The sequence below is a fragment of the Catenuloplanes atrovinosus genome (assembly GCF_031458235.1).
GTDB classification, from domain to species: Bacteria; Actinomycetota; Actinomycetes; order Mycobacteriales; family Micromonosporaceae; genus Catenuloplanes; species Catenuloplanes atrovinosus.
Window position 1 is genome coordinate 306,242 of record NZ_JAVDYB010000001.1, and the last position, 15,288, is coordinate 321,529.

General features: G+C 71.6%; 15 protein-coding genes. 9 read left to right on the top strand and 6 right to left on the bottom strand.

Annotation, left to right across the window (positions count from 1 at the left end; all coding sequences use genetic code 11):
• Positions 1-310 precede the first annotated feature (310 nt).
• Both J2S41_RS01360 and J2S41_RS01365 read right to left on the bottom strand, forming a co-directional pair.
• A complete protein-coding gene (locus J2S41_RS01360; RefSeq protein WP_310376232.1) occupies positions 311-1,216 on the bottom strand; it encodes a carbohydrate kinase family protein in 906 nt (301 codons plus the stop codon).
• Positions 1,213-2,133: a pseudouridine-5'-phosphate glycosidase gene (locus tag J2S41_RS01365; RefSeq protein WP_310361930.1), complete on the bottom strand. Its 921-nt coding sequence runs from the start codon at positions 2,131-2,133 to the stop codon at positions 1,213-1,215. Before J2S41_RS01365 ends, J2S41_RS01360 begins: the two co-directional genes overlap by 4 nt.
• Positions 2,134-2,224: 91 nt before the next feature.
• Between J2S41_RS01365 and J2S41_RS01370 the strand changes: the two genes are divergently transcribed.
• The 3 genes from J2S41_RS01370 (at position 2,225) to J2S41_RS01380 (ending at position 5,057) form a co-directional block, all read left to right on the top strand.
• Complete coding sequence (locus J2S41_RS01370) at positions 2,225-2,443, top strand: DUF3039 domain-containing protein (RefSeq protein ID WP_310361933.1); 219 nt, start codon at positions 2,225-2,227, stop codon at positions 2,441-2,443.
• A 129-nt stretch (positions 2,444-2,572) separates the two neighbouring features.
• Positions 2,573-3,193: a trimeric intracellular cation channel family protein gene (locus tag J2S41_RS01375; RefSeq protein ID WP_310361935.1), complete on the top strand. Its 621-nt coding sequence runs from the start codon at positions 2,573-2,575 to the stop codon at positions 3,191-3,193.
• A gap of 136 nt (positions 3,194-3,329) precedes the next feature.
• A complete protein-coding gene (locus J2S41_RS01380) occupies positions 3,330-5,057 on the top strand; it encodes a DEAD/DEAH box helicase (RefSeq protein WP_310361937.1) in 1,728 nt (575 codons plus the stop codon).
• Between the two features lie 25 nt (positions 5,058-5,082).
• On the opposite strand, the gene J2S41_RS01385 is transcribed toward J2S41_RS01380, so the two are convergent.
• The gene (locus J2S41_RS01385) at positions 5,083-5,274 is read right to left on the bottom strand and encodes a tautomerase family protein (protein WP_310361939.1); all 192 of its coding nucleotides are present in this window, start codon (positions 5,272-5,274) and stop codon (positions 5,083-5,085) included.
• A gap of 170 nt (positions 5,275-5,444) precedes the next feature.
• Between J2S41_RS01385 and J2S41_RS01390 the strand changes: the two genes are divergently transcribed.
• The 4 genes from J2S41_RS01390 (at position 5,445) to J2S41_RS01405 (ending at position 9,374) form a co-directional block, all read left to right on the top strand.
• Positions 5,445-6,947, top strand: coding sequence for a sodium:solute symporter family protein (locus tag J2S41_RS01390; protein ID WP_310361941.1), 1,503 nt, complete (start codon positions 5,445-5,447; stop codon positions 6,945-6,947).
• A gap of 95 nt (positions 6,948-7,042) precedes the next feature.
• Positions 7,043-7,843: a 5-dehydro-4-deoxy-D-glucuronate isomerase gene (gene kduI / locus J2S41_RS01395; protein WP_310361942.1), complete on the top strand. Its 801-nt coding sequence runs from the start codon at positions 7,043-7,045 to the stop codon at positions 7,841-7,843.
• A complete protein-coding gene (gene kduD, locus J2S41_RS01400) occupies positions 7,840-8,586 on the top strand; it encodes a 2-dehydro-3-deoxy-D-gluconate 5-dehydrogenase KduD (RefSeq protein ID WP_310361945.1) in 747 nt (248 codons plus the stop codon). Before kduI ends, kduD begins: the two co-directional genes overlap by 4 nt.
• A gap of 23 nt (positions 8,587-8,609) precedes the next feature.
• Positions 8,610-9,374: an IclR family transcriptional regulator gene (locus J2S41_RS01405; RefSeq protein WP_310361947.1), complete on the top strand. Its 765-nt coding sequence runs from the start codon at positions 8,610-8,612 to the stop codon at positions 9,372-9,374.
• A gap of 1,187 nt (positions 9,375-10,561) precedes the next feature.
• Here the strand turns inward: J2S41_RS01405 and J2S41_RS01410 are convergent.
• Both J2S41_RS01410 and J2S41_RS01415 read right to left on the bottom strand, forming a co-directional pair.
• Complete coding sequence (locus tag J2S41_RS01410; RefSeq protein WP_310361950.1) at positions 10,562-10,795, bottom strand: DUF7455 domain-containing protein; 234 nt, start codon at positions 10,793-10,795, stop codon at positions 10,562-10,564.
• A gap of 465 nt (positions 10,796-11,260) precedes the next feature.
• The gene (locus J2S41_RS01415) at positions 11,261-12,856 is read right to left on the bottom strand and encodes an RNA polymerase sigma factor (protein ID WP_310361953.1); all 1,596 of its coding nucleotides are present in this window, start codon (positions 12,854-12,856) and stop codon (positions 11,261-11,263) included.
• A gap of 266 nt (positions 12,857-13,122) precedes the next feature.
• Between J2S41_RS01415 and J2S41_RS01420 the strand changes: the two genes are divergently transcribed.
• Positions 13,123-13,962 (top strand): inositol monophosphatase family protein, encoded by an 840-nt coding sequence (locus tag J2S41_RS01420; RefSeq protein ID WP_374728100.1) that lies wholly within the window; start codon positions 13,123-13,125, stop codon positions 13,960-13,962.
• A gap of 43 nt (positions 13,963-14,005) precedes the next feature.
• Here the strand turns inward: J2S41_RS01420 and J2S41_RS01425 are convergent, their stop codons facing one another.
• Complete coding sequence (locus tag J2S41_RS01425; protein WP_310376233.1) at positions 14,006-14,509, bottom strand: LytR C-terminal domain-containing protein; 504 nt, start codon at positions 14,507-14,509, stop codon at positions 14,006-14,008.
• Positions 14,510-14,909: 400 nt separating this feature from the next.
• On the opposite strand from J2S41_RS01425, the gene J2S41_RS01430 reads away from it, so the two are divergent.
• Positions 14,910-15,206 carry a DUF4193 domain-containing protein gene (locus tag J2S41_RS01430; RefSeq protein WP_033344790.1) on the top strand — a complete coding sequence of 99 codons (297 nt, stop codon included), beginning with the start codon at positions 14,910-14,912 and terminating at the stop codon, positions 15,204-15,206.
• Positions 15,207-15,288: the final 82 nt, after the last annotated feature.

A 15,288-nucleotide genomic window follows, 5' to 3' on the forward strand; every position in this document is an offset into this window, starting at 1 on the left:
CCAGCGACGATTCCCGGCGGTCCCCTCGGCGTCCTGCCTGCCCTGGCCCACGACCGCGCCGCCGGCCGTGGTGCTTGATAGCTTCGGCGGCGACCTCGTCGCCTGCCACCGATGCGGGCCGCAGCGGGCACGCCGCGCGGGAGCAGGGCCGCGGTCGGTCGGTGGCGTCGCCGGCCGGCCGGAAGGGTGGGCGTCGATCACGGCCACCACACGGGTGCCGACCGCATCCCCCACGTCAGCCGCGCCGCCCGCCGTCGCGACGTGAGGGCCGGAGGGCGGGTGCGACGCGCGTGACCGAGGCCCCGATCCGTCAGTGACGCTCCCGGACGGCCGGAGGGCGGGCGCCGATCATGGCTACCGCGCGGGCGCCGAGCGCATGGCCCGCGGCGAGCGCGTCCAGCGGCGCTGCACCGCGAAGGAGGGCCGCGAGAAGACCCGCCGCGAACGCGTCTCCCGCCCCCGTGGGGTCCGCCGGGTCGACGGCGACGGCCAGTTCCGGCGGCAGCGCGATCGCCGTGCCGTCCGCCGACGCCCACACCGCCCCTGCCGCGCCGCGCTTCACCACCGCGTTTCCGCCGGTGGCGGCGGCGAGGCGGCGGGCCTGGTCCGGTGGTGTGCCGGGGCCGGCCAGCGCCTCGGCCTCGTCCGCGTTGGCCAACAGGAGGTCGCAGCCGCGTACCCACTCCAGGAAGGTCTTCGCGCCCACCTGCCGCAGCGGGGCCGCGGAGGCCGCGTCGACGCTGGCCGGGATGCCACGGGAGAGCGCGTGCCGCGCGGCCGGGCGGGTGGCCGGGTCGAGCAGCGCGTAGCCGGACAGGTGCAGGCGGGCCACGTCCGGCGTGTGCGCCGCGTCCACGTCGGCCGGGGAGAGCAGCAGGTTCGCGCCCCGGTCGGTGATCATCGAGCGCTCTCCGCCGCCGCTCAGCACGATGATCGTGCCGGTGACCGCGCCGGCGGCCCGCCGCACCGCGGTGGTCACGCCCGCGGCGGTCAGCTCCGCCAGCCGCGCGTCCCCGGCCGGGTCGTCGCCGGCCACGCCGGCCAGCGTCACGGGTACGCCCGCGGCGGCGAGCCAGGCGGCCGTGTTCGCGGCCTGGCCGCCCCCGGCGACGCGGACCGCCGCCGGGGTGTCGGAGCCGGGCGCGAGCGGACCGCCGAGCACGGCCACGACGTCGGTGATCACGTCGCCGACGACGAGGACGCGGCCCACGGTCAGGACCGCGCGGCGGCGGCGACCGCGACCTGCCCGGCCAGCGTGGCGTTGCGCAGGATGATCCGGATGTTGGTCGCCAGGCTGGCGCCCTCGGTCGCGGAGTGGAAGTAGGAGAGGAGGAACGGCGTCACGGCCTTGCCGGTGACCTTGTTCTGCTCCAGCAGCGCCAGGCCGTCCGCGAGCGTGCGGTCGTGCAGCGCGGTGTCCAGCTGCTCGTCCACCGGCAGCGGGTTCGCCACCACGGTGGCACCCTCGGTCGCGCCGAGCGCGGCCTGCGCGGCGATCATCTCGGCGATCTGCTCCGGCGAGTCGACGGACCAGTCCAGCTCGTACCCGCTGTCGGTGATGAAGAAGCCGGGGAACCGGCGCGTGCGGTAGCCGACCACGGTCACCCCGAGCGTCTCCATCCGCTCCAGCGTGGCGCTCACGTCCAGGATCGACTTCACGCCGGCGCAGACCACCACGATCGGTGTGCGGGCCAGCGTGGTGAGGTCCGCGGACTCGTCGAACGTGATGTTCGCCTCGCGGTGCACGCCGCCGAGGCCGCCGGTGGCGAACACGCCGATCCCGGCCGCGGCCGCCACCGCGCTGGTCGCCGCCACCGTGGTGGCGCCGTCCGCGCGCCGCGCCGCCGCCACGGCGAGGTCGCGGACCGAGAGTTTCGCCACGCCCTCCGCGCTCGCCAGGTGGGCGACCCGCGCGTCGTCCAGGCCCACGACCAGCTCACCGGCGATCATGCCGATGGTCGCGGGTACGGCCCCGGTGGCCCGCACCGCGTCCTCGATCTCGCGCGCCACGCGAATGTTGTCCGGATGCGGCAGCCCGTGCGAGATGATCGTGCTCTCCAGTGCCACCACCGGGCGGCCGTCGCGGAGCGCGTCCGCCACCTCGGCGCCGTAGCGGAGTGATGAGTTTTTCACGATCACCACGGTACGGACCTGCGGTTGCGCGGAGTCCGGTGGACCGGTGCCGAGTGAGCTGTCAAACTGGGACCTTTGGAGGTGTGAGGCTATGACGACCCAGATCCTTGAGCGTCCGGAGATCAAGGAATCCGATACCGGACCCGAGATGTTCCACTACGTCCGGAAAGAGAAGATCGCGGAGAGTGCTGTGATGGGCACCTTCGTCATCGCGCTGTGTGGAGAGAAGTTTCCGGTCACCAAGGCGCCCAAGCCGGGTTCCCCGGTGTGCCCCGCGTGCAAAGAGATCTACGACTCGCTGCAGGACTGACGTTCACCCGACCGCGCCGATTCGCCGGGGGGCGATGAGCGGTTCCCGGCAGGCCCAGGCCGGGAGGGCTCATTCGTGACCGGCGCGGTTCCCCGGTGCCGCCCCGCAGCGGTCATCTAACCTGCGGCGGTGAGCACCCCCAGCGCCCTTCTGATCGCCGACCTGGCCGGCGTGGCCGTCTTCGCCGCGTCCGGGGCCTCGGCGGCGATCGTCAAGCGCCTCGATCTCTTCGGCCTCATCTTCGTCGGCTTCGTCGCCGCGCTCGGCGGCGGCATCGTGCGTGACCTGATCATCGGCGCCGTACCGCCGCTGGCCTTCGCGGACTGGCGGTACGCGATCACCGCCGCGGTCGCCTCCGGCGCAACCTTCTGGCTGCACCCGCAGTTCTCCCGGCTGCGCTGGTCCGTGCTGCTGCTGGACGCGGCCGGGCTCGGGCTGATCACCGTCACCGGCACGCTCAAGGCGCTGGAGGCCGGGCTCCCCGCGGTCGGCGCCTGCCTGGCCGGCATGATCACCGGCATCGGCGGCGGCGTCGGGCGCGACCTGCTGCTCGGCGAGATCCCGGTGGTGCTCCGGCGGGAGATCTACGCGGTCGCCTCGCTGGCCGGGGCCGTGCTGGTGGCCGTGCTGGTCGGGACCGGCGTGCACGACGGGCTCGCGCTGGCCGTACCCGCGGTGCTGATCTTCGTGATCCGCGTGATCGCGCTGCTTCGCTCCTGGTCGGCACCGGTGCCGCCGGCGCTCACCTGACCGGGCCGGTGATCTGTCTCCTTCCGGCCAACCGCGATCCTGGCGCGCGGCTATGCTGGATCGGGCCTCCGCGCCGTACGTCTTGACGCGGAGGCATTTCTGTGTAAGCACATCGTCACGGAGGGGGAGCGAGCGGGTGAGTCCGACGGCGCCGGTGCTGGAGACCTTCCCCCCGCTGCGAGCCTGGCAGCGCAAGGCGCTGGTCAAGTACCTCCGGCAGGGCTCCGAGGATTTCCTGGCGGTCGCCACGCCGGGTGCCGGCAAGACCACGTTCGCGCTGCGCATCGCGGCCGAGCTGCTGGTCGACGGCACGGTCGAGGCGGTCACCGTGGTGGCGCCGACCGAGCACCTGAAGACCCAGTGGGCGCAGGCCGCGGCCCGGGTCGGCATCCACCTGGACGCCGCGTTCCGCAACGCCGACCTGCACTCCGCCTCCGACTTCCACGGCGCGGTCGTGACCTACGCGCAGGTCGGCATGGCTCCGCACGTGCACCGCCGGCGCACCATGACCCGGCGGACGCTGGTCATCCTGGACGAGATCCACCACGCCGGCGACTCGCGCACCTGGGGTGACGGCGTGAAGGCCGCGTTCGAGCCCGCGGTCCGCCGCCTGGCGCTCACCGGCACGCCGTTCCGCTCCGACGAGAACCCGATCCCGTTCGTGCTCTACGAGCGCAACGACGCCGGCCTGCAGCAGTCCCGCTCCGACGCCTCCTACGGGTACGCGGACGCGCTGCGCGACGGCGTGGTCCGGCCGGTCATCTTCCTCGCCTACTCCGGCGAGACGCGGTGGCGGACCAACGCGGGCGACGAACTGGCCGCGCGCCTCGGCGAGCCGATGACGCAGGACCTGGTCGCGCAGGCCTGGCGCACCGCGCTGGACCCGGCCGGCGACTGGATGCCGCAGGTGCTGCGCGCCGCGGACAACCGGCTGTCGGTGATCCGAAAGCACGGCATCACGGACGCGGGCGGCCTGGTCATCGCCAGCGACCAGCAGACCGCCCGGTCGTACGCGAAGCTGCTGGAGAAGATCACCGGCGAGCGCGCCACCGTCGTCCTCTCCGACGACGTGGACGCCTCGAAGCGGATCGCCACGTTCTCCGCCGGTGACCAGCGCTGGCTGGTCGCGGTGCGAATGGTGTCCGAGGGCGTCGACATCCCGCGGTTGTCCGTCGGCGTCTACGCCACCAGTGCGTCCACGCCGCTCTACTTCGCGCAGGCGATCGGCCGGTTCGTGCGCGCCCGGAAGCAGGGCGAGACCGCGAGCGTCTTCCTGCCCAGCGTGCCGCACCTGCTCGGCCTGGCCAGCGAGATGGAGGTCCAGCGCGACCACGTCCTCGGCGCGCCGAAGGAGAAGGACGGCCTCGACGACGAGCTGCTGGAGCGGGCGAACAAGAAGGAGGACGCGTCCGGCGAGCTGGAGAAGCGCTTCCAGGCACTGTCCGCCTCGGCCGAGCTGGACCAGGTCATCTACGACGGCGCCTCGTTCGGCACCGGCGCCCAGGCCGGCACGCCCGAGGAGGAGGAGTACCTCGGACTGCCCGGCCTGCTCAGCCCGGAGCAGGTCACCACGCTGCTGAACAAGCGGCAGGCCGAGCAGCTCGCCGCGCAGAAGCGGCGCAAGGCCGCGCAGCGGGACGATGAACCGAAGGTGCCGGCGCAGGCCGCGCCGCTCACCGCCGGCGAGCGGCGGGTGACGCTGCGCCGCAAGCTGAACACGCTCGTCGCCGCGCACCACCACCGCACCGGGCTGCCGCACGGCAAGATCCATGCGGAGCTGCGCCGGCTCTGCGGCGGCCCGCCGAGCGCTCAGGCGACCATCGAGCAGCTCGAAGAGCGCATCGCCACCATTCAGTCGTTCTGACCGACGACCCACGCCGGCCGCTCACTCATGACGTGCGGTCGGACTCCAGCGTGCCGCCGTTCGCCACGTCCTCCCGCTCGATCTCGTCGAAGCGGATGCGGACCGAGGCGCGCCGCGCCTTGAGGATGTCGACCGCGGCCGCGGTCACGGCCTCGGCGAACTCGCGCCGCTGATCCAGCGTGCGGCCGGACAGAAGCTCCACGGTGATGTTCGGCATGAGCCCTCCCTGTTTCGTCAACGAGAACCATGTCCCATGACGCGGAACGCCGTCAAGGCCTTCGTCGATTCTTATGATCGACCGTAATCGCTGCGTTCCATGTATTGACAGCCCGTTCCGTGTAGCAGAACATCTGTAACGCCCGCGTTACGGCACCGGAGGGAGGGCATGTGACCCCGCTCGATTGGATCGTTATCGGTGGATACTTCGTGGTGATGGTCGGCATCGGCCTGTGGGCCAAGCAGCGCATCCACAGCGTTGCCGACTTCTTCACCGCGCGCGGCATGGTGCCCTGGTGGCTATCAGGGATTTCTCACCATATGTCGGGCTATAGCGCGGTCATGTTCGTCGCCTTCGCCGCGGTGGCGTACAACTACGGCCTCGCGATGTACGTCTGGTGGGCGCTCACCATCGGCCTCGGCGTCGGCATCGGCGCGTTCGTCTTCGCCGCCCGGTGGAACCGGCTGCGCTCCAAGCACGGTGTGGCCTCCCCGCTGGAGTACCTGGCCCGCCGCTACAACGTGCCCACGCAGCAGGCCCTGGCGTACAGCGGCGCACTGCTCAAGGTCGTCGACATCGCGGCCAAGTGGGTGGCCATCGCCGTGCTGCTGCGCGGCTTCGCGGGCGTGCCGATCGTCTGGGGCATCCTGCTCACCGGCGCGGTCACGCTCGTCTACATCACCGCGGGCGGGCTCTGGGCGGACGTGCTCACCGACTTCGGCCAGTTCGTCATCCAGGGCGTGGCCGGCATCGCCATGTTCGTCGCGTTCCTGGCCCACCTGGGCGGCGTCTCCGCGCTCTGGACCATGTGGGACGACCTGCCCGAGGGTCACGGCGACCCGTTCAACGGGCCGTACACGCTGACCTTCTTCATCGCACTGCTGTTCATCAAGACGTTCGAGTACAACGGCGGCATGTGGAACCTGGCGCAGCGCTACATGGCCGCGCCGTCCGGCACCGCGGCCCGCCGGTCCGCGCTGCTGTCCAGCGGGCTGTGGCTGGTCTGGCCGCTGATCCTGTTCCTGCCGATGTTCGCGGCGCCGCTGATCGTGCCCGGCCTGGCCAACGCGGAGCAGGCGTACGTCGAACTGGCCAAGACGCTGCTGCCGCCCGGCATCATCGGGCTGGTGCTGGCCGGCTTCTTCTCGCACACCATGGCGATGGTCTCCTCGGACGCCAACGTGATCTCCTCGGTGGTCACCCGCGACATCGCGCCGGTGCTGGTGCGCGCGGTCCGCACGCTCAGCGAGCGCGCCGAGCTGACGTTCGCCCGGGTCACCACGTTCACGTTCGTGGTGATCAGCATGGTCATCGCGATCACCACGCAGGGCCAGGGCGTGGTGCTCAAGATCGTGGTCGACGTGGTGGCCGCGACCATGGGCCCGATCTCCATCCCGCTGATGCTCGGCCTGCTGCCCTGGTTCCGGCGCAGCGGACCGCTGGCCGCGATCGTCTCCTGGGCCGCCGGCCTGGGCGTCTGGGTCGTGGTCCGGTGGGTGCTGGAGGAGACCAGTCAGACCATGGTGGTCGGCGTCCCGCTGGTCACCTCGCTGGTGCTCTACGTGCTGATCGGCCTGCTCCGCCCGGAGCGCAGCACGGAGCGGGACGACCTGATCGACTCGCTCGACAACGACCCGGCCGACGAACCGCGGACGCCGGTCCCGGCCGCCTGACCCGAAGTGAGGGCGGGGCCGGACGACGCTTCGGCCCCGTTCCATACGTCGATAAGCTGTCCTGTGTAACGGGACAAACGGTACGAGGAGGGCTCATGGAGTCACGGCACGCCACGGCCCCGGACCAGCTGACGGGCATGGACACCGAGCAGTTGCGCCGGCGGTTCCTGGTGGAGGATCTGTTCGCACCCGGCGAGGTGCGGCTGACGTACTCGCACGAGGACCGCATCGTGGTGGGCGGCTCGGACGGCGTGACCGAGCTGCCGTGCCCCGCGGAGCTGCGCGCGGAGTTCTTCCTGGAGCGCCGCGAGCTGGGCGTGGTCGCGCTCGCCGACGCCGGCGTGGTCACGGTCGACGGCGAGCGCTACGAGCTGGCCGCCAAGGAGGTGCTCTACGTCGGGCGCGGTGCCCGCGACGTGCGCTTCGACGGGCGGTTCTACCTCGTCTCCACGCCCGCGCACGCCGGTCACCCCACGGTCAAGGCCACGCTGGACGACGCCGAGCCGGTGCGGCTGGGCTCGCAGGACGGCTCCAACGACCGCACAATCTACAAGTACATCCACGTCAAGGGCATCCAGAGCTGCCAGCTGGTGCTCGGCGTGACCGTGCTCGCGCCCGGCAGCATGTGGAACACGATGCCCTGCCACACCCACGAGCGCCGCACCGAGGTCTACTTCTACTTCGACCTGCCCGAGACCGACCGGGTCGTGCACCTGATGGGCCGTCCGGACGCGACCCGCAACCTGATCGTGGCGCCGGAGCAGGCGGTGATCTCGCCGTCCTGGTCGGTGCACTGCGGCTTCGGCACCCGCAGCTACGCGTTCGTCTGGGCGATGGGCGGGGAGAACCAGGCGTACGAGGACGTCGAGCCGGTCGCGATCGGCGACCTGAGGTGACCACGCCGTTCTCGCTGCACGGCCGGACCGCGCTGGTCACCGGCGCCCGTACCGGCATGGGCCGGGCCATCGCGGTGGCGCTCGCCCAGGCCGGTGCGGACCTGGTGCTGCACGGCCGCACCGACGACCTCGGCGAGACCGAGGCGGAGGTGCGCAAGGCCGGCCGCCAGGCCACCCGGTGGGTCCTCGACCTGGCCGAGACCGCCGCCATCCCGGACGCGGTGACCGCGCTGCCCGAGCTGGACATCCTGGTCAACAACGCCGGCATCATCCGCCGCGCGCCGGCCGCGGAGCATCCGTTCACCGATTGGCGCGCGGTGCTCGACGTGAACCTGGACGCGGTCTTCCTGCTCAGCCGCGCGATCGGCGCGCGCATGCTCGCCCGGGGCAGCGGCAAGATCATCTCGGTGGCGTCGATGCTGTCCTTCCAGGGCGGCGTGCACGTGCCCGGCTACGCCGCCGCCAAGCACGGCGTGGCCGGCCTGACCAAGGCGCTGGCCTGCGAGTGGGCCGCCCGCGGCGTGCAGGTCAACGCGGTCGCGCCGGGCTACATGGAGACCGACAACACCGCCGCGCTGCGCGCCGACCCGGTCCGCGAGGCGGAGATCAGGTCGCGCATCCCGGCCGGTCGCTGGGGCCGCCCGGAGGACGTGGCCGGCGCGGTCGTCTTCCTCGCCTCGCCCGCGGCCGACTACGTCAACGGGCACGTCCTGGCCGTGGACGGAGGCTGGCTCGCGCGATAAGGACCCCCGATAGGCTGGATCTTATGGCCAGGGAAGGCAGTTCCATCGACAAGACGCTGGCGGTGCTGGAGGCGCTCGCCGAGCACCACCGCGTCACCGACATCGCCGTGGCGACCGGCGTCTCCAAGTCGACCGTGCACCGCATCCTGCAGGCGCTGGTCATGTGGGGCTTCGCCCGGCCCGACGGCCTCGGCAGCTACGAACCCGGCCCGCGCATCCTCACGCTGGCGGGCCGGGTGATGTACCGCTTCGACCCCGCCCGGCAGGCGTCCGGCACGCTGCGCGCGCTCAGCGAGTCCACCGGCTACACCACGCACTTCGCCATCCGCAGCGCGGACGAGGCGGTCTACGTCGACAAGCAGGAGGGCCGCCGGCCGTACCAGATGCCCTCCCGCATCGGCATGGGCGTCGCGCTGCACACCACCGCCATCGGCAAGGCGGTCCTGGCCCAGCTCCCCGACGAGGAGGTGCTGGCGATCTGCCGCCGCACCGGTCTCGCCCGGCGCACGCCCGGCACGCTGACCAGCGAGGAGGACCTGCTGACCCACCTGGCCCGGGTCCGCACCCTCGGCTACGCCATCGACGACGAGGAGAACGAGCCCGGCATCCGCTGCGTCGGCGCCCCCGTCTTCGACCACACCGGCCGCGTCCTGGGCGGCATCTCCATCTCCACGCTCGCCATGGACAGCACCATGGCCGCGCTCGAGGGCCACGCCCCCGACGTCATCGCCGCCGCCCGCGACGTCTCCGCCGCCCTCGGCGCCGCCGTCCCCACCGCCGGTTCCTGAGTCCCTCCGCTCCCGGCATGACGCGGCCGCGACCACCCGCGCCGCCCCGGCGTGCCCGCTTCCCGCCCGCTCCCGCGCTACCTCAGGACGACAACCGGCGAATCCCGATCTTCCCGCTCCCGGCGTGGTGCGGCCCACATGCTCCCGCGGGCCAACCTCCGGCTCCCCTCCGACTCCGCTGGCGCTCCGCTCCGGTCCGCCGGTCGGAGCCGGTGCCGCCGCTGGTCACCGACAACCCGCCATCTCCGTGGCACTCAGGCCACCGGCGCGGCTGATGCCGGTGAGGCGGGTGCCGCCGTCGCTGATCAGCCGACAACCGGCGGTCTTCGCCGCGTTCGGCCGTCGCGTGGTGGGGTCCTGGATCGGAGCCGTCCTGTCGCCGGACACTCGACAACCCGCGATCTCCGCGGCGCCGAGGCCGTAGGCGCGGCTGGGCTGCCTCCGTCGCTGGTCAGCCGATGACCGGGGGCCTTCGTAGCCTCTCGGTCCGCGCCGGGACACTCGGCAATCCGCGATCTCCGGGGCACTCGGGGCATCGGTGGAGTGGGTGCCGCCGTGGCTGGTTACCGATAGCCGGGGTCTCCGCCGCATTCGGGCCGCGAGCAGGGTTGAGCCCAGGCGGGAGCGGGTGCCGCCGGCGCCGGTCGGTGGATAGCCGGTGGTCCGCGCGGCATTCAGGCCGCCGGCCGCGGCTGGATGTCGGCCGGAGCCGGTCCTGTCGCCGGTTACCGACGAACGCGCGATCTTCGTGGCGCCCGGGGCGCGGCGGAACCGTCTGGGTGCGGACGGGTCTCGTGGAGCTGCCGCGGCCTCTGCCAGGCGGACCTCGTTTCGCCGCTACGGAGATCCCGGGGCCGCTGCGAGTCCGGTTCCGAGGGAGCGGCTACCGGCGTCGCCGCGGTCCGGGCCAGGGGCCGGGAGGTGCGGCGGGCGCGATGTAGGACGGGGAAGGGGTTGGCGGTCCCGGCCACGGATCTGACAGGGAGGCCGGCCAACGGCTGACCGGTGCCCGCGGGAGCGTGCGGACAGTGACCACGCCGGGAGCGGGAAAATCCAGATCTTGAGGGTTGGGCGACGAGATGGAAACGGGGACGCCCCACACCTGGGCGTCCCCGTCATCGGGTCGACTCGTTCGGTTGTGCCGTGGTCCGCCGGGGCCGGCAGGACCAGTTGTGACTTCGGCAGGATCAGCGGCGCATCATGTCCGCGCCGCGCCAGGTGAACTCTGGGTCGGTCGCGTACTGCACTGCGATCTTGACGAGATCGTCGGCGTACTTGTTCGCGTGGTGTCCGCAGAACACCAGCTCACTGCCGCCGGCAATGGTCACCCGCAACTTGCCTGCCGCGCTGCAACGGTCGCAGCGTTCATCGGCGGCTGGGGGAGCCGCCGTTTCTGGCGGCGGCGTGAGGGTCGGGGTCATCGCCTTCCTCCTCGGGTCGTCACCGATGAACAGGTTCTTCGGTAGTGCTTCACCCATTGTCCAACACCCGCAGTGGGTGCGGCCTTCCCATGGTGCCCTCGGGGGACCGAGGTCACACCTGGTATGGACAGTGTGCCGTGCTCCAAGGGTGCCACGTCAACGATCACATCCCCACAACTCTTTGATCACCACCGAAGGATGTACGGGTGGTGATCAAACGGGCACATAAAGTTGACTCAGAAGTCAGCACCCGGATAATTGATCGTTGGGTGAGCAGCCGGACCGGGTGATTTTAACGATGTACCGGCTGAAATCCGCCCAATCGGCTTCTCCGTCCTTTTCGGTACGTTCGCCGGTTCGGCCAGCAGGAATCGCCCGTTCGGGTGTCCCCCACAAACGCGCCAAAACGGACGTCGGCCGCACCCTTCAAGCGGGTACGGCCGACGCGTGGCACCTGGTGCCGGATCAGTCCAGGTAGTCGCGGAGCACCTGGGAGCGCGACGGATGGCGCAGCTTCGACATCGTCTTCGACTCGATCTGGCGGATCCGCTCGCGGGTCACGCCGTAGACCTGGCCGATCTCGTCGAGCGTGCGCGGCTGGCCGTCGGTCAGGCCGAAGCGCAGCCGGACCACGCCCGCCTCGCGCTCGGAGAGCGTCTGGAGGACCTGCTGGAGCTGGTCCTGGAGGAGCGAGAACGACACCGCGTCGACCGCCACGACGGCCTCCGAGTCCTCGATGAAGTCACCGAGCTGGCTGTCGCCCTCGTCGCCGATCGTCTGGTCCAGCGAGATGGGCTCCCGGGCGTACTGCTGGATCTCCAGCACCTTCTCCGGGGTGATGTCCATCTCCTTGGCCAGCTCCTCCGGCGTGGGCTCGCGGCCCAGGTCCTGGAGCAGCTCGCGCTGGATGCGGCCGAGCTTGTTGATGACCTCGACCATGTGCACCGGGATGCGGATGGTGCGGGCCTGGTCGGCCATGGCGCGGGTGATGGCCTGGCGGATCCACCAGGTGGCGTAGGTGGAGAACTTGTAGCCCTTGGTGTAGTCGAACTTCTCGACGGCGCGGATGAGGCCGAGGTTGCCCTCCTGGATGAGGTCCAGGAACGCCATGCCGCGGCCGGTGTAGCGCTTGGCCAGCGAGACCACGAGCCGGAGGTTCGCCTCCAGCAGGTGGTTCTTCGCCCGCTCACCGTCGCGGGAGATCCACTTGAGGTCGCGGGAGAGCTGGAACGCCAGCTTCTCCTCGCCCTCCTCCGCGGCGCGCAGCCGCTCGGCCGCGTAGAGCCCGGCCTCGATCCGCTTGGCGAGCTCGACCTCCTGCTCCGCGTTCAGCAGGGGGACCTTGCCGATCTGCTTCAGGTACGCCCGGACGGAGTCGGCGGAGGCGGTCAGCTCCGCGTCGCGGCGCGCCTGCTTGAGCGCCTCGGACTCCTCGTCGTCCCACTCGAAGTCGTTGCTGTCGGCCTGCGCGTCGGCGGTCGCGGCCGCCACCGCCTCGACCGGCTCGTCGACGACCACGTCCTCGATCTCGGCCGCCAGCTCCTCGGGATCGATGTCCTCCTCGAGCGGCTCGCCGTCCGGGCCCTTGGCGGGCGCCTTAGCGGCCTTGGCCGGCGCCGCCTTCGCGGCGGCCGGGCCGGTCTTCGGCGCGGCCTTCTTCGCCGGGGCGGCCTTGGCGGCGGCGGCGCGCTTGGCCGGAGCCGTGCCGTTCGGGTCGGCGGGGGCCGCGGGGGCCGCCTGCTTCGGCGTGGCGGCGGGCGCGGCCTTCTTGGCGACGGCCTTGGTCGCCTTGGCAGTGGTGGCCTTGGAGGCGGGCGTGGCCGAGCGGGCGGCGGCGACCCGCGGACGGCGGGTGCTGGCCGAACCGTCCACCACGACCGTGACGCCGGCGTCCGCCAGCGCCCGCAAGATCTTCTTAGCTTGGGCCGGGGTCACCTCGGCAGCCTCGACGCTGCGCGCGAGCTCGGCCGACGTCAACTGTCCACCGGCGCGCTCGGCACTGGCGATCAGGGCGTCGGTGAGCGAGCGTACGTCGGCGCCGGTGTGGCGAGCTTCTGACACGAATGACCTTCCGGAGGCGAAGAACGAGCACGGCCGATCCGGCGGGCAGCGCGAGCAGACGTTGCGGGCCGGTGATGTGGTGGCCCCCGAGCCGCGGGCCGATCGGCGTGGCGACCGTCCGTGTCACGTGGGCAGCGTGAATTGTAACGCTGTCTGAGGCAAACAGCTTGCGCCCCGCGCCGCCGGGACGGCGTGGGAGGCGCGAAGTAGGTGGTGACCGGGGGTTTGCCTGTGATGCTACCCCGCTGAAGGGGGCCGTGATTCCCATGGGACGGCAGTATGGACGCGTGCAACACACATCTCCGGATCCCGTGGACCTGCTGAAAATCGCCGTCGACATCGCCCGCCGCGCCGCGGACACCGCGAGCCGGATGCGCGCCGAGGCGGTCAGCGCCGACATCGGCACCAAGAGCACCGACACCGACGTGGTGACCGCCGCCGACCGCGCCGTGGAGCGCCAGGTCGCCGAGGAACTGCGCGCGCTGCGGCCCGGCGACGCGCTGCTCGGTGAGGAGTACGGCTCCACCGAGGCCGCCGGCGACGCCGCGGTCCGCTGGATCGTCGACCCCATCGACGGCACCGTGAACTACCTGTACGGCCTGCCGCAGTACGCCGTGTCGCTCGCCGCCGAGGTGAACGGCGTGGTGGTGGCCGGCGTGGTGCGCAACGCGGCCACCGGCGACGAGTGGACCGCGACGCTGGGCGGCGGCGCGTTCCACGACGGGCGACCGGTCCGGGGCTCCCGGCAGACCGTGCTGGGCCAGGCACTGATCGGCACCGGGTTCGGATACGACGCGGCGCGGCGCGTGCACCAGGCCGCCGTGCTGTCCGGGCTGCTGCCGCACGTGCGCGACATCCGGCGGTGGGGCGCGGCGTCGCTGGACCTGTGCTTCGCGGCCGAAGGGCTGATCGACGCGTACTACGAGAAGGGCCTCAACCCGTGGGACCACGCGGCCGGCGGCCTGGTGGCGCGCGAGGCGGGGTTGACCGTGGCCGGGCTGGCGGGCGCCGAGCCCGGGCTGCCGATGGTGATCGCGGCGCCGCCCGCGCTGTTCGGCCCGCTGCACGACCGGCTGGTCGCGCTGGACGCCTCCGGCGGGGCCTGACGGCATCCGGCCGCCGCCCTCGCCGGAGGGCGGCGGCCGGCGCTCACGCCGCGCAGGCGCCGGGCGGCACGTCGGCCTGGCCCAGCTCGACCAGCGACTGGTTGACCTCGGTGGTGGTGGCGAGCTGCTCGAAGCCGGTGCCGATCACCACGTCCACCACGTCGCTCTCGCGCGTCTCGTCGTACTCGGTCCGCGCGTTGTCCAGGAAGTACGCCCGGAGCAGGTGGGCGGCGCCGACCGTCTTCGGGCCGTACCGCAGGGTGGCCACGTCGTCGCTGGTCTGCTCGCTGTTCTCCGGCTTCTCCACCTGGAACTTGCGGTTGGTGAAGTCGGTGGAGACGCGGGCGCCGAGACCGTTCTCGCCGGTAGCGTTGAAGACCTTCAGCTTCACGTCCTTCGGCTCGGGCAGTGCGACGTTGGCCCGCACATAACCGGCCGGGCACTCCTCGCTCGCGGTGGCCTCGGTCTGCGTGTCCCGCACGAGTGCCACCGCGACGAACACGACGGCGGCGACGGTCAGCACGCTCAGGACGATGAGCGCCCGCATGCGCGCATAGCTCATGTTGGTGAGAGCTCCCCGCAGGTGGGTGGTTTTCCGGTGTCCCGCTGAGGTTAACGCCTAGGGGCCCGGGCCGGGAAAGTGACGACGGTTCCCGGCGTGCCGACGATGATCGACGCGGGGGACCCCCTACCTTGGTGTCGCCTGAATCACATTGGGAACATCTTGGCGGGCCGGGGCGTACAAGCAACGCACGAGAGCGGTAAGGTACCGCGCTCGCTGGGGGGAGTTTCTTGGTGAGCTGTCGTCGTGGTGTCACCATCAGCATCGTCGCTGAGGGTGACGTCACAGTGGCAATTCGTGCCAACGTTGGCCGCCAGGGAACCGAACATCGCCGTGCGGCGTTACAGACGCCGGACGACACATCGATACGGGAGAGTGACAACCGATGGCCACCGACTACGACGCCCCGCGTCGCGACGAGGTCGACCTCGGCGAGGACAGCCTTGAGGAACTCAAGGCACGTCGCGTCGACTCGCAGTCCGGCGCCGTCGACGTGGATGAGGCCGAGGTAGCCGAGAATTTCGAGCTGCCCGGGGCCGACCTGGCCGACGAGGAACTGACGGTCAAGGTGCTGCCGATGCAGCAGGACGAGTTCCGCTGCTCGCGGTGCTTCCTGGTGCATCACCGCAGCCAGCTCGCGCACGAGCGCAACGGCGAGCTGATCTGCCACGAGTGCGCCTGATCCAGTCAGACGGGAATCGGACCGTACGGGACGAGCACAACCGAATAGGGCACACACCGCCGCGTTGCGGGCCGAAGGTGGG

Bases quoted from the DNA above. Each gene is read 5' to 3' on its own strand.
- J2S41_RS01370 (WP_310361933.1), top strand. From the start codon at position 2,225: ATGACGACCCAGATCCTTGAGCGTCCGGAGATCAAGGAATCCGATACC.
- J2S41_RS01385 (WP_310361939.1), bottom strand. From the start codon at position 5,274: ATGCCGAACATCACCGTGGAGCTTCTGTCCGGCCGCACGCTGGATCAG.
- kduI (WP_310361942.1), top strand. From the start codon at position 7,043: ATGGAGTCACGGCACGCCACGGCCCCGGACCAGCTGACGGGCATGGAC.
- J2S41_RS01405 (WP_310361947.1), top strand. From the start codon at position 8,610: ATGGCCAGGGAAGGCAGTTCCATCGACAAGACGCTGGCGGTGCTGGAG.
- J2S41_RS01410 (WP_310361950.1), bottom strand. From the start codon at position 10,795: ATGACCCCGACCCTCACGCCGCCGCCAGAAACGGCGGCTCCCCCAGCC.
- J2S41_RS01420 (WP_374728100.1), top strand. From the start codon at position 13,123: ATGGGACGGCAGTATGGACGCGTGCAACACACATCTCCGGATCCCGTG.
- J2S41_RS01425 (WP_310376233.1), bottom strand. From the start codon at position 14,509: ATGCGGGCGCTCATCGTCCTGAGCGTGCTGACCGTCGCCGCCGTCGTG.
- J2S41_RS01430 (WP_033344790.1), top strand. From the start codon at position 14,910: ATGGCCACCGACTACGACGCCCCGCGTCGCGACGAGGTCGACCTCGGC.